The 19,353-nt window shown below is 71.1% G+C and carries 18 protein-coding genes; 8 read left to right on the top strand and 10 right to left on the bottom strand.

Annotation, left to right across the window (positions count from 1 at the left end):
- Positions 1-204: 204 nt before the first annotated feature.
- Positions 205-1,227, bottom strand: a complete 1,023-nt coding sequence (gene fliG / locus FBZ83_RS05205; RefSeq protein ID WP_035670918.1) for a flagellar motor switch protein FliG — start codon at positions 1,225-1,227, stop codon at positions 205-207.
- Positions 1,228-1,387: 160 nt separating this feature from the next.
- Positions 1,388-2,791, bottom strand: a complete 1,404-nt coding sequence (locus tag FBZ83_RS05200; RefSeq protein WP_145681387.1) for a leucyl aminopeptidase family protein — start codon at positions 2,789-2,791, stop codon at positions 1,388-1,390.
- 149 nt (positions 2,792-2,940) lie between these two features.
- On the opposite strand from FBZ83_RS05200, the gene FBZ83_RS05195 reads away from it, so the two are divergent.
- Positions 2,941-3,603: a glutathione S-transferase family protein gene (locus FBZ83_RS05195; RefSeq protein WP_145681386.1), complete on the top strand. Its 663-nt coding sequence runs from the start codon at positions 2,941-2,943 to the stop codon at positions 3,601-3,603.
- A gap of 28 nt (positions 3,604-3,631) precedes the next feature.
- On the opposite strand, the gene FBZ83_RS05190 is transcribed toward FBZ83_RS05195, so the two are convergent.
- The 3 genes from FBZ83_RS05190 to FBZ83_RS05180 form a co-directional block, all read right to left on the bottom strand.
- The gene (locus FBZ83_RS05190) at positions 3,632-4,738 is read right to left on the bottom strand and encodes a TAXI family TRAP transporter solute-binding subunit (protein ID WP_145681385.1); all 1,107 of its coding nucleotides are present in this window, start codon (positions 4,736-4,738) and stop codon (positions 3,632-3,634) included.
- A gap of 102 nt (positions 4,739-4,840) precedes the next feature.
- Positions 4,841-5,404: a HupE/UreJ family protein gene (locus tag FBZ83_RS05185; protein WP_145681384.1), complete on the bottom strand. Its 564-nt coding sequence runs from the start codon at positions 5,402-5,404 to the stop codon at positions 4,841-4,843.
- Positions 5,405-5,507: 103 nt separating this feature from the next.
- Positions 5,508-6,038, bottom strand: a complete 531-nt coding sequence (locus FBZ83_RS05180) for a hypothetical protein (RefSeq protein WP_145681383.1) — start codon at positions 6,036-6,038, stop codon at positions 5,508-5,510.
- A gap of 167 nt (positions 6,039-6,205) precedes the next feature.
- On the opposite strand from FBZ83_RS05180, the gene FBZ83_RS05175 reads away from it, so the two are divergent.
- Both FBZ83_RS05175 and FBZ83_RS05170 read left to right on the top strand, forming a co-directional pair.
- Complete coding sequence (locus tag FBZ83_RS05175; protein WP_145681382.1) at positions 6,206-7,804, top strand: Y-family DNA polymerase; 1,599 nt, start codon at positions 6,206-6,208, stop codon at positions 7,802-7,804.
- A gap of 10 nt (positions 7,805-7,814) precedes the next feature.
- Entirely contained in the window at positions 7,815-11,102 is a 3,288-nt protein-coding gene (locus FBZ83_RS05170; RefSeq protein WP_145681381.1) for an error-prone DNA polymerase, read from the top strand.
- A gap of 21 nt (positions 11,103-11,123) precedes the next feature.
- Here FBZ83_RS05170 and FBZ83_RS05165 read toward each other — a convergent pair whose 3' ends face one another.
- The gene (locus FBZ83_RS05165; protein WP_145681380.1) at positions 11,124-11,702 is read right to left on the bottom strand and encodes a tyrosine phosphatase family protein; all 579 of its coding nucleotides are present in this window, start codon (positions 11,700-11,702) and stop codon (positions 11,124-11,126) included.
- Between the two features lie 311 nt (positions 11,703-12,013).
- Positions 12,014-12,703, bottom strand: coding sequence for a tRNA-uridine aminocarboxypropyltransferase (locus tag FBZ83_RS05160; protein ID WP_145681379.1), 690 nt, complete (start codon positions 12,701-12,703; stop codon positions 12,014-12,016).
- Positions 12,704-12,951: 248 nt separating this feature from the next.
- Here FBZ83_RS05160 and FBZ83_RS31340 point away from each other — a divergent pair, with 248 nt between their 5' ends.
- The gene (locus tag FBZ83_RS31340; RefSeq protein ID WP_186465980.1) at positions 12,952-13,122 is read left to right on the top strand and encodes a hypothetical protein; all 171 of its coding nucleotides are present in this window, start codon (positions 12,952-12,954) and stop codon (positions 13,120-13,122) included.
- 83 nt (positions 13,123-13,205) lie between these two features.
- On the opposite strand, the gene FBZ83_RS05155 is transcribed toward FBZ83_RS31340, so the two are convergent.
- From FBZ83_RS05155 to FBZ83_RS05145, 3 genes are all read right to left on the bottom strand, one after another.
- Positions 13,206-14,018: an ImuA family protein gene (locus tag FBZ83_RS05155; RefSeq protein ID WP_247888151.1), complete on the bottom strand. Its 813-nt coding sequence runs from the start codon at positions 14,016-14,018 to the stop codon at positions 13,206-13,208.
- Positions 14,019-14,155: 137 nt separating this feature from the next.
- Positions 14,156-15,232 (bottom strand): Tim44 domain-containing protein, encoded by a 1,077-nt coding sequence (locus FBZ83_RS05150; protein WP_145681378.1) that lies wholly within the window; start codon positions 15,230-15,232, stop codon positions 14,156-14,158.
- Positions 15,233-15,381: 149 nt separating this feature from the next.
- Entirely contained in the window at positions 15,382-15,618 is a 237-nt protein-coding gene (locus FBZ83_RS05145) for a hypothetical protein (protein WP_145681377.1), read from the bottom strand.
- A gap of 484 nt (positions 15,619-16,102) precedes the next feature.
- On the opposite strand from FBZ83_RS05145, the gene FBZ83_RS05140 reads away from it, so the two are divergent.
- The 4 genes from FBZ83_RS05140 to FBZ83_RS05125 all read left to right on the top strand — a co-directional run bounded on the left by FBZ83_RS05140 (position 16,103) and on the right by FBZ83_RS05125 (position 19,246).
- Positions 16,103-16,525, top strand: a complete 423-nt coding sequence (locus FBZ83_RS05140; RefSeq protein WP_145681376.1) for a DUF4112 domain-containing protein — start codon at positions 16,103-16,105, stop codon at positions 16,523-16,525.
- Positions 16,526-16,606: 81 nt separating this feature from the next.
- Positions 16,607-18,013: an oxygen-independent coproporphyrinogen III oxidase gene (gene hemN / locus FBZ83_RS05135; RefSeq protein ID WP_186465979.1), complete on the top strand. Its 1,407-nt coding sequence runs from the start codon at positions 16,607-16,609 to the stop codon at positions 18,011-18,013.
- Between the two features lie 139 nt (positions 18,014-18,152).
- Positions 18,153-18,773 carry a glutathione S-transferase family protein gene (locus FBZ83_RS05130; RefSeq protein WP_145681375.1) on the top strand — a complete coding sequence of 207 codons (621 nt, stop codon included), beginning with the start codon at positions 18,153-18,155 and terminating at the stop codon, positions 18,771-18,773.
- A gap of 8 nt (positions 18,774-18,781) precedes the next feature.
- Positions 18,782-19,246: a protease complex subunit PrcB family protein gene (locus tag FBZ83_RS05125; RefSeq protein ID WP_145681374.1), complete on the top strand. Its 465-nt coding sequence runs from the start codon at positions 18,782-18,784 to the stop codon at positions 19,244-19,246.
- Positions 19,247-19,353: the final 107 nt, after the last annotated feature.

The following is a 19,353-nucleotide window of genomic DNA, read 5'->3' as shown; positions in this document are numbered from 1 at the left end:
CTTCGCAATCATCTGCGCGTCACACGCCTGAACACAGATGTGGAGTCATGACCGCGAGACGCGCAGCAGAGTCAACAATGACCCGGCCGCTTGCGGAAACGAGAGCAGGCGTGGCAACGGTCGGGCGACACGAACGCCCCAGGCACGTCCGAAAACAGGATCACGACGGCCCGGAAAGCCTATGTTCCGGTGCCGCCATCGGCCTCAGTAAATCAATTCGTTCTCACCGCTGCCTTCGGAGATGACGATTTCGCCACGGGCCGCCAAGTCCTTGGCGAGCTGGACCATGTACATCTGGGATTCGTCCACCTCGCGGACGCGGACGGGGCCCATGGCGGCCATGTCCTCGCGCAGGATCTTCGCCGCGCGTTCGGACATGTTGGAGAAGAACAGGTCCTTCAGCGTCTCCGACGCGCCCTTCAGGGCGGTGGCGAGCTTCTGCTTGTCGACGCTGCGCAGCAGGGCCTGGACGCCGGAGGGGTCGAGCTTGGACAGGTCCTCGAAGGTGAACATCAGCGACTTGATGCGTTCGGCGCTGTCGCGGTTGCGCTCCTCCAGGGCGGCCATGAAGCGGTGCTCGGTCGTGCGGTCCAGGCCGTTGAAGATTTCCGCCAGCATCTCGTGGCTGTCGCGGCGGCTGGTGCGGGCGAGGTTGGTCATGAACTCGGTGCGCAGCGTGCGCTCCACGTCGTCCAGAACCTCCTTCTGCACGGCCTCCATGCGCAGCATGCGCATGATGACCTCCATGGCGAAGCTCTCCGGCAGCTGGGTCAGCACACGGCCGGCGTGTTCCGGGCGGATCTTCGACAGCACCACCGCGACGGTCTGCGGGTATTCGTTCTTCAGGTAGTTGGACAGGACCGACTCGTTGACGTTGGCCAGCTTGTCCCACATGGTGCGGCCGGCGGGACCGCGGATCTCCTCCATGATGGAGTCGACCTTGTCCTTGGGCAGAGTCTTCAGCAGCAGGCGTTCGGTGGAGTCGAAGGAGCCGACCAGCGAGCCGGTGGCCGACATCTGCTCGGCGAATTCGACGAACAGGCGCTCGATCAGGTTGGCGGAGACGGTGCCCAGGTTCGCCATCACCTGCGACAGCTCCTTGATCTCCTCGTCGTCCATCATCGCGAACAGCTTGGACGAATGCTCGTCGCCCAGCGCCAGCATCAGAATGGCCGCCTTTTCCGGACCGGTGAGGGTGCGATAATCCTCACGAACCTTCAGCGCCATGTATCCGCCTCCAAAAACCCGGCCGGCACCCGAGTCCACCGGTCCTACCCGAAGGTTTTAATCCTTTCCAAATCGGCACGCCACCCCCGCGACGCCCGCGGGGGTGACAATTTTAACCATATGCCGGTTGTTGCGCCGTCCTATCACCAGAGCCGGCTGGTCACCCGAACCGCTTGGCGATGACGGCATAGACCGCGCGCAGACCCAGCGCCTCGCCGCCTTCCGGGCGGCCGGGGCGGGCGCCGCTGTTCCAGGCGAAGGTGTCGAGATGCGCCCAGGGCGTGTCCTTCGACACGAACTCCTGGAGGAACAGCCCGGCGGTGATCGCCCCGGCCATGCCGTTGCTGGTCACGTTGTTGAGGTCGGCCACCTTGCTGTCCAGCCCCTTGCGGTAGGGCGCCCACAGCGGCAGGCGCCACAGCGGGTCGCTCTGCTCCTCGCCGGCGGCCAGCAGCTCGTTGGCGAGGGCGTCGTCGTTGGCGAACAGCGCCGGCAGGTCCGGCCCCAGGGCGACGCGGGCGGCCCCGGTCAGGGTGGCGAAGTCGATCAGCAGGGCGGGCTTCTCCGAATCCGCCTCGGCCAGGGCGTCGCACAGGATCAGCCGGCCCTCGGCGTCGGTGTTGCCGACCTCGACGCTCAGCCCCTTGCGCGTCTTCAGCACGTCCATCGGCTTGAAGGCGTTGCCGGAGATCACGTTCTCCACGGCCGGGATCAGGACGCGCAGCCGCACCGGCAGCCCCGCCATCATCACCATGCGGCCCAGCGCCAGCGCGTGCGCCGCCCCGCCCATGTCCTTCTTCATCAGCAGCATGCCCGACGACGGCTTGATGTCCAGGCCGCCGCTGTCGAAGCAGACGCCCTTGCCGACGATGGTCACCTTCGGGTGCGTCGGGTTGCCCCAGCGCAGGTCGATCAGCCGCGGCGCCCGCGGGCTGGCCCGACCCACCGCGTGGATCGCCGGATAGTCGCGGTCGAGCAGCCCGTCGCCGACGATGACGTCCAGCCCGGCCTCGAACTCCGAGGCCAGCGCGGCGGCGGCGGCGGCCAGCTCCGCCGGGCCGAGGTCGTTGGCCGGCGTGTTGACGAGGTCGCGCAGCAGGGTGGTCGCGGTGGCGGTGCGCTGCACCTCGCCCTGGTCGGCGTGCTTCGGCCAGACGAGGTTGGCGAAGGTCTTCTCCGACGCCTTGTAGCGCCCGAAGCGGTAGCTGCCGAGCGCCCAGCCCAGAGCCAGACGGGTGGCGGCGCGGCGGTCGAGCGCGGCGTCCACCGCCGCGTCGAGTTGGTAGTTCCCCGGCGGCAGGCCGCTGGGAAGACCGGCGAGGCCCCACAGGTCATCCAGCGCCGACACGCCGGCCAGCACGCGGGCGACCGCCCCGCCCTCCCCCGGCAGGAACGCCCCCGGCAAAAAGGCAAGGGAACCGGCCTCCGCCGTGAAGTTCACGGCCTTCACCCAGGCCGCGGTGGCGGGCGGCTGACCTTCCAGCCAGGTGGCGAGGCCGGCCTTGTTCAGCGGGGTGATGGTCACGGTGCCGGGGCCGGCCGTGGCGAGCAGGGTGGCGAGCAAGGCGGGCGTCCTTCGTCAGGAAACGGAAACAATGAAGGAAAGCATGGCGCGCCGGGGCGCGCCTGAAAAGGGGGATTGCGTGCCGGCTTGCCGCAAGGTCGCGGGACAGGCATGCTCCGCCCCCCTCCCTTCGCGACCGAGGCGCACCCATGGACGATCTGACCCTGGTCATCGGCAACAAGGCCTTCTCCTCCTGGTCCCTGCGGCCCTGGCTGGCGCTGAAGCGGATCGGCCGGCCCTTCCGGGAGATCGTCATCCCGCTGCGCCAGCCCGACACCGCGGCCCGCATCGCCGAGCATTCACCCTCCGGCCGGGTGCCCTGCCTGCGGCACGGCGACCGGGTGATCTGGGATTCGCTGGCGATCTGCGAGTATCTGGCGGAGTCCTTCCCCGAGGCCGCCCTCTGGCCGGCGGACGCCCACGCCCGCGCGGTGGCGCGGTCGGTCTCGGCGGAGATGCATTCGGGCTTCGTCGGCCTGCGCACCCACATGTCCATGGACCTCAAGGCCTTCCGCCCCGGCGTGGGACGCAACGCCGAGAGCGAGGCCGACATCGCCCGCGTCCTCACCCTGTGGCGCGACACGCGCGCCCGCTTCGGGGCGGGCGGCCCGTTCCTGTTCGGCGACTTCTCCATCGCTGACGCCATGTACGCGCCGGTGGTGACGCGCCTCCTCACCTACGGGGTGGCGATGGACGGGCTGTGCGGCGACTATGCGCGGGCGGTGATGGAGCTGCCGGCCATGGTGGAGTGGGTGGTCGCCGCCAAGGCGGAGCCGTGGGACCTCTACGCCGACGAGCGCGACCCGCAATAGGAGCAGTAGGACCCGCAGCAGGACGACATCAGGGCGTCGCCCCGCCCGTCGGCTCGTTGGCGGCGTTGCCGATCAGCCCGACCTCGCGGTAGTAGCGCTCGGCCCCCGGATGCAGCGGGACCGAGACGTTGGCGACCGCCTTGGTGGCGTCGAAGCTGCGCCCTTTGGGGTGGCCCTCGATCAGCAGGCGGCGGGTGTTCTCGTGCCACAGCGCCTTGGTGACGCCGTGGATCAGGGCGGGGTCGCGGTCGGCGCGGACCAACAGCTCCGCCCCCACCCCCAGCGTGTGCGTCTCCGGCACGCCGGGGTAGGTGTCGGCGGGGATGGTCTGGTCCATGTAGAAGCGCTGGCGGATGCGCAGCCGGTCGGCCATGTCGCCGTCGAGCGGGATCAGGCGGATCGGCTCGCGGTTCGCCACGTCGGTGACCGCCGCCACCGGGAAGCCGCCGACCATGAAGAAGGCGTCCAGCTCCTTCTTGGCCAGCCGGTCCGCCGCGGTGCCGGGCTTCAGGTAGGCCGGGGGCCGCAGCTCGCCCTCCTTCACCCCGAAGGCGTCGAGGATCGCCCGCGCCTCCACCAGCACGCCGGAGCCCTCCTCGCCCAGCGAGACGGCCTTGCCCTTCAGGTCGGCCACGCTGTGCAGGTCGCTGTCGGCGCGCACGACGAGCTGGATCGCCTCCGCGTAGAGCATGCCGATGGAGCGCAGCCCCTCGAAGGGCGCCTTGCCGTGGAAGATGCCGGAGCCGGTGTAGGCCCAATAGGCGATGTCGGCCTGGGACATCCCGGCCTCGACCGCGCCGGAGCGCAGCAGCTCGATGTTCTCCACCGAGCCGAGCGTGGCCTGCGCCACCGCGATCAGCCCCGGCACGCCGCAGCTTCCCCCGCGGTCGCAGGGGCGGGAGCCGGGCGGGTTGGAGATGGCGTTGGCGATCAGGCCGCCGATCGGGAAATAGGTGCCCGACGTGGTGCCCGTGCCGATCCGGAAATAGCGGATGTCCTGCGCCGCGACACCCCGCGGCAGCAGGCCCAGGAGGAACCCCCCCGCGAAACCGGCCAGCACATGGCGGCGGCTGGGAAGGCCCTGGGAGGAAAGGCGGGCGTCGGAAAGGCGGGGGTTGGCTCCTGCGCGCGGCACCGGCGGGTCCACCTTTCCTGCTGGCCAGCCGTCCCGGCGGCGTGTGTTGGACACGCTCTTACAAGAATACCCGCAGCCGGGCTTTTTCAAGGCGTCGGGGGCTTAAAAGACGCCCGCCAGATCAAGAACTCCGGCGAGTGCTACCGCGCCGCCACACATTTGCACGACCCGGCCCGATGCCGCCTGCCCCAGCGCCGCCGACAGGCCCAGCCCGGCGCAGATGACCAGGAGCACGCCGGACGACAGCCCGGCCCAGAACAGCGGCCCGCCCATGTGCACGTAGCCGTGGAAGGCCCCCGCCGCGGCGACCGTCAGCACCCCAAGGGCCAGGGGAGCCTTCAGCGCGACGGCGACCAGCCCGCCCATCACGATCAGCGACGCCGACAGCCCTTCCGCGGCATAGGGGAGGCGGATGCCGATCTGCGCGGCCAGCCCGGCCGCCAGAACCGCGGTCAGCGTCGCCACCGGAAGCTGCCAGACGGCGGCGCCGCCGTTCTGCCCGCTCCACAGCCCGATGGCGAGGAAGCCGAGCAGATGCTGCAGCACCCACACGGGTTCGGTCAGGCCGGTGCCGAACGGCCCGGTCACCGTCATCCGCGCCAGCGCGGGCGCAGCCCCGACGCCAATCAACAGAATCGCCAGAAGAACCGACCGGATCGCCACCATCCCCTACCCCTTTTCCCCAACGTCTTGCGCCGCACCGGGCCGGTATGGCCGCTGCGCGGGGTGGGGTCAAGTGACCAGGGCGGGAGCTTGTGGAGGCCGGACGTCAGTATCCCAGGGGACCGGGTCCGTACTGGCGGAGGTCCTGCTGCTTGCGGAGCAGGTCGCGCTGCTGCAGCGGGTCGAGCCGGCCCATGGCGTCGTCGGTGCGCAGCCGGTCGACCTCCGGGCTCATCAGGTCGCGCTTGGCGCGGTCGGTCAGCCCCTGGGTGGAGCCCGGCGCCGGCAGGGCGGGCGTGGCCGGCTGGTCGATGGGCGGCGGCGGCGGGGACGAACTGCCGCGGCGGCGCACCGGCGGCTGGCCGGGAGGCTGGCCGGGCGCCTGCGAGGCGTCGGAGAGCTTTTGCGGCGGGGCGGGCGGTGGCTGCGGTCGCGGTGGGGAAATCGGGCGGGCGTTCTCCTCCGCCTGGATCTGGCGCAACGTCTTCAACCCGCCGCTCTGCGCGGCCGCCGGCGGTGCCGCCTGGGCCCGTCCCGGCATCTCGTCGTGCACATCCGGAGCGCAAGCCCCCAGCGCGAAGGCGGTGAGCGCGACGGCGACGGGCAGAAAGGCGGCGGGGGGGCGGAGCGGTGTCATACCAACCATGTCGTGTCCTGCAAGGGCGTGACAAGGCCCACCACCCATCTGCCCCTTTTTGGCGAGGCCGCAAGGGACTCCCACCCGCCGGATTTTGCCGCTAGAATGTTCTTGTTTTGTTCGGTCTGGGATTGTTGGAATCCGCAGCGGCGAAGGGAGGGTTGGGCATGACGGAACGGGCGGCGCGGCGCATCCTGTCCCTGTGGCTGCCGCGGCTGCCCACCGACGCCCACAGCCGCCGCCATCCCGAGCGGCGCGGCCATCCGCTGGCCGCCATCCTGGCCGAGCGCGGGCGGCTGGGCGTGGCCGCCGTCAACCGCGGGGCCGAGGAGGCCGGGGTGTGGCCCGGCATGAGTTTGGCCGACGCCCGCGCCATCGAACCCGCCCTGGCCGTCTTCGACGCCGATCCCGAGTCGGACGCCCGCCTGCTGGAGCGGATCGCCGGCTGGTGCACGCGCTACACCCCCTGGACCGCCCCGGACGGCCCCGACGGGGTGGCGTTGGACATCACCGGCTGCGCCCATCTGTTCGGCGGCGAGGCGGCCATGGCCGCCGACCTGACCGCCCGCCTGACCGCGGCGGGCTTCGAGTCGCGGCTGGCGATGGCCGACACGCCCGCGGCGGCCTGGGCGCTGGCGCGGTTTGCTGCCCCCTCCCTAACCCTCCCCCGCTGCGCGGGAGAGGGGATCCAGCCCTCCCCTGGGCAGCGGGGGAGGGGGGGACCCGCGAAGCGGGAGGGTGGGGGCAACCGGGCCGACACCCTCCTCTCCCCCCTCCCCGTCGCCGCGCTGCGCCTGCCCGCCGCCACGGTGGAGGGTCTGGCCGCGGTGGGGCTGCGGCGGATCGGCGACCTGCGCGCCCTCCCCCGCGCCACGCTGGCCGCCCGCTTCGGGCCGGAGCTGCTGCGGCGGCTCGACCAGGCCTACGGACGGCTGGACGAGCCGCTGTCCCCCCGCCTGCCGGTGCCGCCGCACTGCGCCCGCCTCGCCCTGCCCGAGCCGATCACCACCGCCGAGGCCATCGCCGAGGCGCTGCGCCGCCTGCTGACCGCCCTCTGCGCCGGGCTGGAAAAGACCGGCGAGGGCGCCCGCCGCTTGCTGCTGGAGTTGCACCGGGTGGACCGCCGGCTGGAGGAGGCGCCCCAGACGCTGGCCATCGGCACCGGCCACCCGGTGCGCCGACCGGACGCGCTGATGCGGCTGTTCGCCCAGAAGCTCGACCGGGTGGAGCCCGGCCCCGGCCTGGAGCTGATGGTGCTGTCGGCCACCGAGGCCGGCCCGCTCGCCGCCGCGCAGGCCGCGCTGGATGGCGGTGCGGACGGGCAGCCGGAACTGGCCGAGCTGATGGACCGTCTGGGCAACCGGCTGGGGGAGCGGGCGGTGCTGCGGCTGGTCCCGCGGCAAAGCTGGCTGCCGGAGCGCAGCGTGGCCCCCGCCTCGGCCTTCGCCGCTGCCTCCGGCGGGGCCCTATGGCCCGCCGACCGCCCACGCCCGGTGCGGCTGCTCGCCCCGCCGGAGCCCATCGAGGCCATGGCCCTGCTTCCCGACGACCCGCCGTCGATGTTCCGCTGGCGCGGCGCCCGGCACCGCGTCCGCCGCGCCGACGGGCCGGAGCGGATCGCGGCCGAATGGTGGCGGCGCGACGGCGAGCCCCGCGACTATTACCGCATTGAGGACGAGGCCGGCCGCCGCTTCTGGGTGTTCCGCCAGGGGCTGTACCGGCCCGGCGTCGCGGCGCTGTGGTTCCTGCACGGCTTCTTCGGGTGACGGGGCCGCCATGACTCCCTACGCCGAACTCCAGGTCTCGACCAGCTTCACCTTCCTGGAGGGCGCGTCCCACCCGGACGAGCTGGCGCTGACCGCCGCCGGCCTCGGCCACGCCGCGGTGGCGGTGACCGACCGCAACTCGCTGGCCGGGGTGGTGCAGGCGCACGCCGCCGCCCGCAAGCACGGGCTGCGCCTGATCGTCGGCTGCCGGCTGGACCTGACCGACGCGGACAGCCTGCTCGCCTACCCCACCGACCGGGCGGCCTACGCGCGGCTGTCGCGGCTGCTGACGCTGGGCAAGCGGCGGGCGCCCAAGGGCGCCTGCTTCATCGGCCGCGCCGACGTGCTGGAGCATGCGGAGGGGATGCTGTTCCTGCTGGTGCCGCCGGACCAGCGCGACCCCGCCTTCGTCCACGCGCTGCGCGGCTGGCGCAACGATCTGGGGGACCGCCTGCACCTCGCCGCCAGCCACCGCTACCTCGGCGACGACCAGCGGCGGCTGTCCTGGCTGGGCGGGCTGGCCGAGGCGGAGCGGGTGCCGCTGGTGGCGACCAACGACGTGCTCTATCACACGCCCGACCGCCGCCCGTTGGCCGACGTGATGACCTGCATCCGCAGCGGCACGACCATCGACGAGGCGGGCTGGCGCCTGTCCGCCAACGCCGAGCGGCATTTGAAGGCCGGGGTGGAGATGGCGCGCCTGTTCCACCGCCACCCCGAGGCCGTCGCCCGCACGGTGGAGATCGCCGCCGCCTGCCGCTTCTCGCTGGAGGAGCTGCGCTACGAATACCCGGACGAGGTGGCCGAGGACGGGCGCAGCCCGCAGGAGACGCTGACCGATCTGACCTGGGTCGGCGCCGCCCGCCGCTACCCGGACGGCGTGCCGGAGACGGTGGCGCAGACCCTGCACCGCGAATTGGCGTTGATCGGGCAGCTCGGCTACGCGCCCTATTTCCTGACGGTGCACGACATCGTCCGCCACGCCCGCTCGCAGGACATCCTCTGCCAGGGGCGCGGCTCGGCGGCCAATTCGGCGGTCTGCTATTGCCTGGGCATCACGGAGGTCAATCCCGCCACCACCACGCTGCTGTTCGAGCGCTTCATCTCCTCGGCCCGGAACGAGCCGCCGGACATCGACGTGGATTTCGAGCATGAGCGGCGCGAGGAGGTCATCCAGTACATCTATCGGAAATACGGGCGTGAGCGGGCCGGGCTGACCGCCACCGTCATCCGCTACCGCGCCCGCGGCGCCATCCGCGAGGTCGGCAAGGCCATGGGCCTGTCCGCCGATCTGGTGGCGCGGCTGTCCTCCTCCGTCTGGGGCTGGAGCCGCCACGGCGTGGACGAGGAGCGCGCCCGGCAATATGGCTTCGACCCCGACGACCCGCGGCTGCGCCAAACGCTGGAACTGGCGCAGGAGCTGATCAGCTTCCCCCGCCACCTGTCGCAGCATGTCGGTGGCTTCGTCATCACCCGCGGCCCTCTGAGCGACCTCTGCCCCATCGCCAACGCCGCCATGGAAGGTCGCACGACCATCGAGTGGGACAAGGACGACATCGACGCGCTGGGCATCCTGAAGGTGGACGTGCTGGCGCTGGGGATGCTGACCTGCCTGCACCGCGGCTTCGATCTGCTGAAGCGGCATTACGAGCGTCCCCTGACGCTGGCGACGGTGCCGCAGGGGGACCCGGCGACCTACGACATGCTGTGCCGGGCCGACAGCCTGGGCGTCTTCCAGGTGGAGAGCCGGGCGCAGATGTCCATGCTGCCCCGCCTGCGGCCCAAGAGGTTCTACGATCTGGTGATCCAGGTCGCCATCGTGCGCCCCGGCCCGATCCAGGGCGACATGGTCCACCCCTACCTGCGGCGCCGCAACAAAGAGGAATTGGTCACCTACCCATCTCCCGACCTGGAAGCGGTGCTGAAGAGGACGCTGGGCGTGCCGCTGTTCCAGGAACAGGCGATGCAGATCGCCATCGTCGGCGCCGGCTTCAGCGCGGAGGACGCCGACCGGCTGCGCCGCGCCATGGCGACCTTCCGCAAGACCGGAGAGGTCCAGCTCTTCCGCGACCGGTTCATCGAGGGCATGGTCGGGAAAGGCTACGACCGCGCCTTCGCCGAGCGCTGCTTCCAGCAGATCGAGGGGTTCGGCGAGTACGGCTTTCCCGAAAGCCACGCGGCGAGCTTCGCCCTGCTGGCCTATGTGTCGGCCTGGATGAAGTGCCACCACCCGGACGTCTTCGCCGCGGCGCTGCTGAACAGCCAGCCCATGGGCTTCTACGCCCCCGCCCAGATCGTCCGCGACGCCCGCGAGCATGGGGTGATTGTGCTGCCCCCGGACGTGAACGCCTCCAACTGGGACTGCACGCTGGAACCGCTGTCACCCTCTCCCGCCCCGGGAGAGGGAGGGACCCGCCAAAGGCGGGAGGGTGAGGGTAACGCCGAGAATCAGCGCGCCAATCCTTGGATGCACCCTCACCCGGCCGCTGCGCGGCCACCCTCTCCCGGGGCGGGAGAGGGAATAAGGCATGCCCTGCGTCTCGGCCTGCGTCTGGTCCGGGGGATGGACGAGGAGGACGCGCAGCAACTCGTGCTGTGCCGTGGAGCGGGCTACCGCGATCCCTACGACCTGTGGCGCCGCGCGCGCATGCCGGTCGCCGGGCTGGAGCGGCTGGCCAAGGCCGACGCCTTCCGCTCCGTCGGGCTGGACCGGCGGGCCGCGCTGTGGGCGGTGAAGGCGTTGGGGGCGCAGCCGCTGCCGCTGTTCGCCGGCCTCGCCGACTCCGGCCGGGACGAGCCACAGGCGCTCCTGCCGGCCATGGCGCTGGGCGAGCATGTGGTGATGGACTACGGCAGCCTGTGCCTGTCGCTGAAGGCGCACCCCATGGCGCTGCTGCGGGACGGCTTCGCCGGGGTGGTCCCGACCGAACGGCTGGGCACGGTGCGGGCCGGAACGCGGCTGACCGTGGCGGGGCTGGCGTTGGTCCGGCAGCGGCCGGGCAGCGCCGAGGGCGTGGTCTTCATCACGCTGGAGGACGAGACCGGCATCGCCAACCTCGTCATCATGCCCGACGTGTTCGAGACGTTCCGCAAGACGATCATCGGCGCCCGCCTGATCGCCGCCACCGGCCGGGTGGAGCGCAGCGGCAAGCCAAACCCCGAGGGCGGCGAGGTCATCCACCTGCGCGTCGAGCGGCTGAGCGACCTGACGCACCGGCTGCACGACCTGACCGACCCCGACGCGCTGCCCAACCGCTCCGCCGCCGCGGTCTTCCCGGAGGGGCGGAACTTCCGCTGAGGAACGGTTGGAAAGGAACGGTCAGTCGATCAGATCCGCGACCTCGCGCACCCGGCCGTTGTCGATCATGAACTGGACCAGATCGGGGCGCTCCAGGCCATAGCTCCGATGGCGGGCGCGGACGGCGGCGACCAGCTCGCCCTTGCGCTCCAGGATCTCGTCGGCGAATTCGATCATGCGCAGGTTGGGCCACGCCTTGTGGCGGATGTTGACCACGGCGGCCATCGCCTCGGCGGCGGGACGGTCGGGGCTGGCCTGGGCCAGGATCATGGTCAGGGCGGCGGTCGAGCGCGAAATGCCGGCGTGGCAATGGACGAGCAGCCCACCCACCCCGGTCGGCTCGGTCATCAGGTCGCGCCCGAAGGCCAGGATGCGCTCGACGTCGGCGCGCTGCGGCAGGGACTGGCCCATGTAGGGGTCGATGATGTCGTGGAAGCGCAGTTCCAGCCGCGTGTGCTCGCCATAGGACCCGAAAGCAGTCGGCTCCGGGTGGCCGGGGTCGAGGATCGACAGGACGTGGGTCACGCCGGCCTCGCAGAAGCCGTTCAGCTCCTCGATGCCGCAGACGGTCAGTCCGAAGGGAACGAAATCGCGGGCCATGGTCCTCGTCTCTTGCCGTGCGCGCGGAGGGCGGCGCGGTTCGCATGTGGCGCCGCCGGTCCGTGCCGTCAAGCCGATCGAAGGCCCGATCAGAGGACGTTGAACAGGTACAGCAGAAGAATGATCGGAATGGGAATACCGACAAGCCACAGCAAAACGCCCTTCATGGATCGCTCCCTTGGTTGAGGCCCGCTTGCGTTGAGACCCAAGCGGCCGATGCAATCCCCAACAGCGAAACGGCGTGTTGGTTGCCGCGGCCGCCCTGGTCGAGGGGGCTTACCCGGAAAGGGCGATCCCGGAAGAAATGCGGATTATTCCGCCTCGTCTCCTTCCGCGGCCGGCTCCGCCGCGTCCGCGCGGGGCGGCAGAACGGGGCGCGGGCGCGGCGCTCGCAGCTTCTTCAGCAGCAGCGCGAAAGGCTTCAGCGCGCGGTCGAGGACCGCCGGCTCGGCCTCCAGCCGCGACAGCAGGAAGGCGGCGGCCTCCAGGGTCGACACGCTGTCGCGCCGCGGCTCCTTGCGGGCCTGCCCGTAGAGGGAGCGGAACTGCGGGTTCAGCACGATGCGCCGGCACTTCAGGAGCCACGGGTTGCGCCACCACAGCGTCTTGGCCTGGCTCCAGGTGCCGTCCAGGACGATGACGCCCTCCAGGTCGCCCAGCACCAGTTCGCTGTCCTTCTGCGGGACGCCGCCCTTGTCCACCACGGACACCTCCGGCAGCGGGGCCGCACCCTGCTTGACCGGGCCGAGATAGAGCACGCCCCAGCGCTTGTAATCGACCTCGCGTCCCAGGATGCGCTTCAGGTTCGACCAGCTCAGCCCCACCTTCAGCGCGGAGTTCTTGAACTGGAGATGGGCGATCTGCGCGGTGCCCAGCGTCTCGCGCTTTTCCTGCGGGTGCTGGAGGATGAGCAGGAAGACGGCGTTGTCGATCGGCTCCACTGCCTCGCAGACGCACAAATGCATAGGTTTTAGGCAGGTGGGGCAGGGTTCGGCGTGCATGGTCGGTCTCGGAAGAAGGAACATCGGCGGGAAAAGCGGGAGGCGGGGACTATGGGCCTCTCATCCGAAAAAAGGAACGGGGCCTGAAAAAAGAAACGGGCGCATTAAAGTTTGCATAACGCGTGATCTGCATCACTTAGAGGCCTGGACCTTGCATGATAGCGTCCAGACACACAGGACGGGTTGGGCCGAGGGCGGCCGACAGGACCGCTCCCCAGGCTCTCCCGACGCTCAGAAGGAGGCTTGCCATGCTGCCCGCTCATTTGGCCGCCCGCTTGCTGGAGCAACGCCGGGCCGAGGAATCGGCGGAATTCGCCCGGCAACTGCCGCTCTACGCGGACGACGCGCCCTTTCCGCCCGACGCCGACCGGGATGGCGAAACCGGGCGTCCCCTGCCCGACTGGGCCACCAACTACTGACCGGAAGCCGACAGACGGCCGTCGCGCAAGCGACACGGGCAACTGTCGCGTAAGCGACATCGCCGCCCGTCCTTCCGTCCGCATCACGCCACCTCGGCCCAGGACGGTCCGCTTCCGCTCGCCGGGGCCGGACGCCGAACCGGGGTGGACGTTGATGCCGGCGCGGGAACGGCCCGCTCCGGTGCTTGCGCCGGGACCAGGGCGCCGTCGCGCCAGTCCAGAAGCCACGCCCCCGGGCGACCGCCCCGGCAGCGCTCCAACTCGGCGCGCCAGCGCGGATCGCCGACGCCCGGCTCCGCCGTCCAACTGGCGGCCGGCGCGATCCGCCAGCGGGTGACCGCCGCGCTCGCCGCCGAGCGGCGGGCGGTGCCCTGCAACAGGAATCCCGTCACACCCGACGACTCGGCGGCCAGTTGCAGCCGGCGGCTCGCCGTCAGGTCCACCCCCCCGACCTCCCCCAGCACGGCGGACAGCCGCCGGCAGCGCAGCGCCTCCTCCATCGCCCACAGCGCGTCGGCGTCACGGGTGACGCGCACGGCGATCAGCCGGTCCGGCGTCAGTCCATAGGCGGCCAGCCCGGCGGCGTGCAGGTCACGCCCGCGCACGACCCACAGCGCGGGCGCCGCCACGCTGGCGAGGCGGGCCAGCAGGTGCGCGGCGAAGGCCGTGCTGGCCCCCGGCTCCTCCCCCGCCACCTCGTGCAGGCAGCCGAGCGGCAGCCCGCCCGCCGGGAAGGCCCCGTCGAGGTCCGGCAGGCCGAAGGGCAGCACCCGCGCCCCCTCCCCGCCCAGCCCTTCCAGGCCCCGGATGCGGGCGCGCAGGTCGGCCAGCACCGCCGCCCGGTTTGGCGGGGGCTCTTCGGACATCCGGGAATGTGGCATTTGGGAATCGGGCATGACTCGCTTCCGCTGGACAGGTATTTGTTTCTGATATGTTCTATCATGCCCCGCCTGTCCAGGGGAGTCCGGAAATGCGAAAGGGGGCGCCCTTTCGGACGCCCCCCCGCGAGACCGGTTGAGGAGTGGAGAGTGGATCAGCCGGCCTGTTGGATCGCCGACAGGACCCAGCGCCCGCCGCGCGGACGGGTGAAGGTCCAGATTTCCGTGGCTTCGACCGGACGGTTCGGATCGCCCTCGACCACGCGGTTGCTCGCGCGGTCCACCGTCACGTCGGTCAGCGAGAAGCGCATCGCCACGGTGGCGTATTCCACGTTGCCCTCGCGCCACGCCTCGGCCAGGTCGCCCTGGAGCAGGCGGACGTCAGACAGGCGGTTGACCACGCCGCGGTTGTGGTTCGCCGCCAGTTCCTCGGTGAAGTAGGAGGCCATCTCCGGCGTCACGGCGGCGCGCAGGGCCGTCAGGTCCTCGTTGCCGTAGGCGGTCTGGACCGCGACCAGAGTCTGCTCGAACGCCTGATAGTCGGCCGGACCGATGCCCAGGTCGTCACGGCGCACGCCCGGACGGCCGGACGAAGCCGGACCCGCCGCGGCGCTGCCGCGAGCGCCACCACCCAGCGGGTTCGAGCGCGCGTCCACCGCCTCGCGGTTCATCGCACCAGGGTTCACCGCGCCCGGATTCGGACCGGCATAGGCGGCGTTGGAAGCGCCCATGCCCGCCGGCCGCGCCGCGCCCGCCGAACGGTTGCGGAAGAAGCGCATGGCCAGCCGGACCAGGAAAACGACCAGCAGGATCTGGAGGATGAAGCCCAGGATGCCCGCGAAGCTGCCCAGCCCGTCGAGGAAGCCGCCGCCGAACAGCATGCCGGCGATGCCGGCGCCGATCAGGCCGCCCATCAGGGCCGGCATGAAGCCGCCGCGCGAGAAGAAGCCGCCGCGCTGCGCCGCCGCCGGGGACGCCATGCCCGGCTGCTGGGCGCCCGGAGTCTGGGCGGGGGCGGCCGACCGCTCCATCGGCGCGGCGCGCGGCGCGGTGTTGGTCTGGGCCGGCGCCTCGTAAGTGCGCGAGCCGCGGCTGCCCGCGGAACTGCTCTTACCGGCGCGGGCGTCGGCGGTTCCGGCGGTCAGCGCCACGGCCAGCGCCAGAGCGACGGCGCCGAAGGCGCGGGCCGGAGTGCGGGAAACGGTGCGGGGGGATCGCGTGTTCTGGGTCATGGCCGTGTTCGGTAAAGCCCTCGGTTCGGGGGACGCTCACTCATGGAGCGTCCTCCTATATGGTATGGCAGCCCTGCTGTTTTAGAGGGGCCACAACCAAACCGGCCAAAAAATGCGCAGACTGCCTGCGACGTTCCCATCGTCACCGCTCAGGCGGAGGCGCGCTCCCACACCCTGTCCACCGGATGGAAGGCTCCCGAACCGACCGGCACCACCGGCGTCAGCGGTGCGGCAGCCGACCGTTCCGACGCCTGCAGAGACGCCCAGACGCGGCGGCGGACCTCGATCTGACGGCGGCAATCGCGCGAGCAATAGAGCGGCGCCGGGCCGCGCGGCGAACTGCGGCGGAACGGCTGTCCGCAGCAGGCGCAATAGAGTGTGGTCATGACGATCCTCCCTGCTTTTTTTCCGATGACTGGTGCCCCGCCCATCACCCTGTGGAGCGGGTGCCCGTTCGGTTCTTTTCGGTCTTAAGTATCGACCTGCGCGCACCATTGTTGTGCTTAAGGGCGTTCCAGACCAGAGAGGCCTTCGACATATGGCCGCCGAAAAGTCCGGAAACGCCGCAGAATCTCCTGAAATATCAAATCACTGGCTCCAGGCACGCGGGACTCGCGCGTCCATTCGCCGCATCCGGTCCGCCACCCCCTCTCCTTTCGGACGATGACCCTGCGTCCGCCCGATCATCCGTATGACGACGGCCCCGCCCGGGCCGTGAGCGCGTCCGTGGTGCCGGACACCCGATGGAGATAGGCCGGGAACCGCGGGGACAGCCGCGGGTTGCTCAACCCGACACGCCCGACCGGCACCGCCCACGGCTTTCCCCGCCGGCGGCTCCCCACGGCGGCTCTCCTGCTCCGGTGAAGCCCCATGAGCGACATCCGCACGCGTCCCGCGCCCGCCACCACCCTCTCGGGCGTCGCCACGGCGCCGCCGGTCATCTCCATCGATCTCGAACGGCTGGAACGGCTGCGCAGGCTGACCCGGCTGATGGACACGCGCTGGCGCGTTCCCGGCACCCGCATTCCCTTCGGACTGGACGGCATCGCCGCCCTGGTCCCGGTCGCCGGCAGCACGGCGACCACCGTGGTGGCCGCCTACATCATCATGGAGGCCACCCGCTTCGACCTTCCGAAGAGCCTGATCGCCCGGATGATCGCCAACATGGCCGTGGACTGGGCCGGCGGCTCGGTCCCGGTGGTCGGCGCCCTCTTCGACATCGGCTTCAAGGCCAACCGCCGCAACCTGAACCTGCTGCTGGAGCATCTGGAGAACCGGCTGGCGGCCGCCTGACGGGTGGGTCTGACCGGCGGGCGTTCGAACGCTTGACTTGTGTCAAAGCGGCGGACGGCGGTCTGCACGATCCTCCCCGCCATGAACGCGATCTCCCCCGTGGCCTGCGCCACCGCCGCCCCGACCGCCCCGCTGAACGCCGCCCTGCTCGCCAAGTACGACGGGCTGCGGGTGCCCCGCTACACCAGCTACCCGACGGCGCCGCACTTCACCGCCGCCGTGGGGGCGGAGCGCTACGCGGGCTGGCTGGCGGAGTTGGACACGGCGGCGCACACGGGGTCGCTGTACCTGCACGTGCCCTTCTGCGCGAAGATGTGCTGGTACTGCGGTTGCCACACCAAGATCGTCGCCCGCTACGCCCCCATCGCCGAGTATCTCGGCCATCTCCGGCGCGAGATCGGCATGGTCGCCGACCGCATTTCCGGACGGCTGCGGGTGCGGCACATCCATTTCGGCGGCGGCACGCCGACCATGATGGCGCCGGACGACTTCGAATCGCTGATCGCCCTGCTGCGCGAGCGTTATGACGTGACGCCGGACGCGGAGATCGCGGTGGAGATCGACCCGCGCACCCTGACCCGCGACATGGCCGAGGCGCTGGGCCGCGCCGGGGTCAACCGCGCCTCGCTCGGCGTGCAGGACTTCGACGCCGGGGTGCAGGCCGCCATCAACCGCATCCAGCCGCGGGAGCAGACCGAGCAGGCGCTGGAGTGGCTGCGCGCCAACGGCATCCGCCACATCAACCTCGACCTGATGTACGGCCTGCCCGGCCAGTCGGTGGAAAGCGTCGCGCGGTCCGCCGAGATCGCCCTGACCATGGCGCCGGACCGGCTGTCGGTCTTCGGCTACGCCCATGTGCCGTGGATGAAGACGCACCAGAAGAAGATCGACGAATCGGCGCTCGCCGGAACGCTGGGCCGCTGGGAGCAGTTCGCGTCCATCGCCGCGGTGCTGACCGACGCCGGCTTCCAGCCCATCGGCCTCGACCACTTCGCCCGGCCCGACGACGAGCTGGCCGTGCAGCAGGCCGAGGGGCGGCTCAGCCGCAACTTCCAGGGCTACACGACCGACGACGCGGAGGTGCTGCTGGGCTTCGGCGCCTCGTCCATCGGGGCGCTGCCGCAGGGCTATGTGCAGAACGCCGTTCCCTTCGACCAGTACGCCCAAGCTGTCGAGGCCGGAGCCTTCCCGACCGGCAAGGGGCTGACGCTGACCGCCGACGACCGGCTGCGCCGCGACCTGATCGTGCGGCTGATGTGCGACCTGTCGGTGGATGTCGGCGCGGTGGCCGAGGCCCATGGGCTGGCCGCCGGGGCCTTCGACGCCGACCTTGAGGCCATGGCCGATCTGGTGGCCGACGGGGTCGCCGTGGTGGAGGGCCGCCGCGTCCATGTGCCGGAGCCCGCCCGCCCGCTGATGCGCATCGTCGCCGCGCGCTTCGACACCTACCTGTCCACCGGCGCCGGGAAGCACAGCCGCGCGGTGTGACGACGGAGTCCTTCGGAACGGCCGGCAGAAAGGCGCTTTTGGCCTGCCTCTGGCCTTCCGTGCGCAAATCGGCGAAACTGGCGCCTGTTGAACGCCTTTGCGGACATGGCAAAGGGACAGGCTCCAGGGACGGGCACCGATGATCACGCTCTACACCTTCGCCTCGCCGAACGGGCAAAAGGCTTCGATCCTGCTGGAAGAGCTGGGTCTCACCTACAAGGTCCACAAGGTCGACCTCGTGGCCGGCGAAGGCCGTCAGCCCGACTATCTGGCGGTCAGCCCGATCGGCAAGATCCCGGCCGTCGTCGAGGAACTTCCCGGCGGCAAGAGGCGCCGCCTGTTCGGGTCGGGGGCCATCCTGCTGCACTACGCGGAGCGCACCGGCCGCCTGCTGCCCGAGGACGAGGACGAGCGGGCGGAGGCGATGAGCTGGCTGATGCTGGGCGTCAGCGACCTCGGCCCCTCGGGCCTGAGCAAGTTCCGCTTCGCGGTCATGGCACCGGAAAAGATCCCCTACGCCATCGACTATTTCAAAGGCGAGCTGCAGCGCATCCACGCCGCGATGGAGGAGCGTCTGGGCGGGTCGGAGCATCTGGCCGGCGGCGCCTTTTCCATCGCCGACATCGCCTGTTTCCCCTTCGTCGCCGTAGCCGCCAAGGCGGAGGGCAACGTGCTGGACCGCTACCCCAATCTGAAGCGCTGGCACGACGCCGTCGCCGAGCGCCCGGCGGTCAAGCGCGGCATGGCGGTGCCGGAGTGAGCCGCCGCATGACCCGCCCAGCCGTCGCCTTGCTCGCCCTCACCGTCACGCTTCCCCTTCTCGGCGCCTGCCAGACCGCCCCGGACGGCACGGAGCCGCAGGCCCTGCTTCCCGCCGACGCCGATCCCGGCACCTATTGGCAGGGCGATCGCAGCCAGGCCTACGAGCGCGCCTATGTGGTCGCCCGCAACCCGCAGGAATGGAACGACCTCTGGGCCCGCGTCGGCGAGGCCGCGCCGGGTCCCCTGCCCGGCGACCGCATGGCCGCGGCGGTCTTCCTCGGCCCGCGCGACACCGGCGGCTACGGCGTGTCCATCGTCAGCGCGCGGGCGGCGGGCGGCGACGTGGTCGTCGGCTACCGCGAGCGGGTTCCGGGCCCGGCCCAGGCGGTGGCGCAGATGCAGACGTCGCCTTATGCAGTGCGGCTGATCCCGATGGCGGCCGGGGCGGCGAAGTTTCAGCGGGAGAAGTGAGGGGCACTTGCCCCCACCCTTCCCACGGCTTCGCCGCGGGCCCCTTCCCTCCCCCGCTGACGCAGGAGAGGGAGCTTGATCCCCTCCACCGCAAAGCGGGGGAGGGT

It is taken from the genome of Azospirillum brasilense (assembly GCF_007827815.1).
GTDB lineage: Bacteria > Pseudomonadota > Alphaproteobacteria > Azospirillales > Azospirillaceae > Azospirillum > Azospirillum brasilense_C.
This window is presented reverse-complemented; position numbering and strand designations above follow the sequence as displayed.

Excerpts from the sequence above, each read along its gene's own strand:
- FBZ83_RS05145 (WP_145681377.1), bottom strand. The coding sequence starts at position 15,618 with ATGACCACACTCTATTGCGCCTGCTGCGGACAGCCGTTCCGCCGCAGT.
- FBZ83_RS05165 (WP_145681380.1), bottom strand. The coding sequence starts at position 11,702 with ATGGCCCGCGATTTCGTTCCCTTCGGACTGACCGTCTGCGGCATCGAG.
- FBZ83_RS05170 (WP_145681381.1), top strand. The coding sequence starts at position 7,815 with ATGACTCCCTACGCCGAACTCCAGGTCTCGACCAGCTTCACCTTCCTG.
- fliG (WP_035670918.1), bottom strand. The coding sequence starts at position 1,227 with ATGGCGCTGAAGGTTCGTGAGGATTATCGCACCCTCACCGGTCCGGAA.
- FBZ83_RS05155 (WP_247888151.1), bottom strand. The coding sequence starts at position 14,018 with ATGCCCGATTCCCAAATGCCACATTCCCGGATGTCCGAAGAGCCCCCG.
- FBZ83_RS05140 (WP_145681376.1), top strand. The coding sequence starts at position 16,103 with ATGAGCGACATCCGCACGCGTCCCGCGCCCGCCACCACCCTCTCGGGC.
- hemN (WP_186465979.1), top strand. The coding sequence starts at position 16,607 with ATGAACGCGATCTCCCCCGTGGCCTGCGCCACCGCCGCCCCGACCGCC.
- FBZ83_RS31340 (WP_186465980.1), top strand. The coding sequence starts at position 12,952 with ATGCTGCCCGCTCATTTGGCCGCCCGCTTGCTGGAGCAACGCCGGGCC.
- FBZ83_RS05175 (WP_145681382.1), top strand. The coding sequence starts at position 6,206 with ATGACGGAACGGGCGGCGCGGCGCATCCTGTCCCTGTGGCTGCCGCGG.
- FBZ83_RS05195 (WP_145681386.1), top strand. The coding sequence starts at position 2,941 with ATGGACGATCTGACCCTGGTCATCGGCAACAAGGCCTTCTCCTCCTGG.
- FBZ83_RS05185 (WP_145681384.1), bottom strand. The coding sequence starts at position 5,404 with ATGGTGGCGATCCGGTCGGTTCTTCTGGCGATTCTGTTGATTGGCGTC.
- FBZ83_RS05180 (WP_145681383.1), bottom strand. The coding sequence starts at position 6,038 with ATGACACCGCTCCGCCCCCCCGCCGCCTTTCTGCCCGTCGCCGTCGCG.
- FBZ83_RS05150 (WP_145681378.1), bottom strand. The coding sequence starts at position 15,232 with ATGACCCAGAACACGCGATCCCCCCGCACCGTTTCCCGCACTCCGGCC.
- FBZ83_RS05125 (WP_145681374.1), top strand. The coding sequence starts at position 18,782 with ATGACCCGCCCAGCCGTCGCCTTGCTCGCCCTCACCGTCACGCTTCCC.
- FBZ83_RS05130 (WP_145681375.1), top strand. The coding sequence starts at position 18,153 with ATGATCACGCTCTACACCTTCGCCTCGCCGAACGGGCAAAAGGCTTCG.
- FBZ83_RS05160 (WP_145681379.1), bottom strand. The coding sequence starts at position 12,703 with ATGCACGCCGAACCCTGCCCCACCTGCCTAAAACCTATGCATTTGTGC.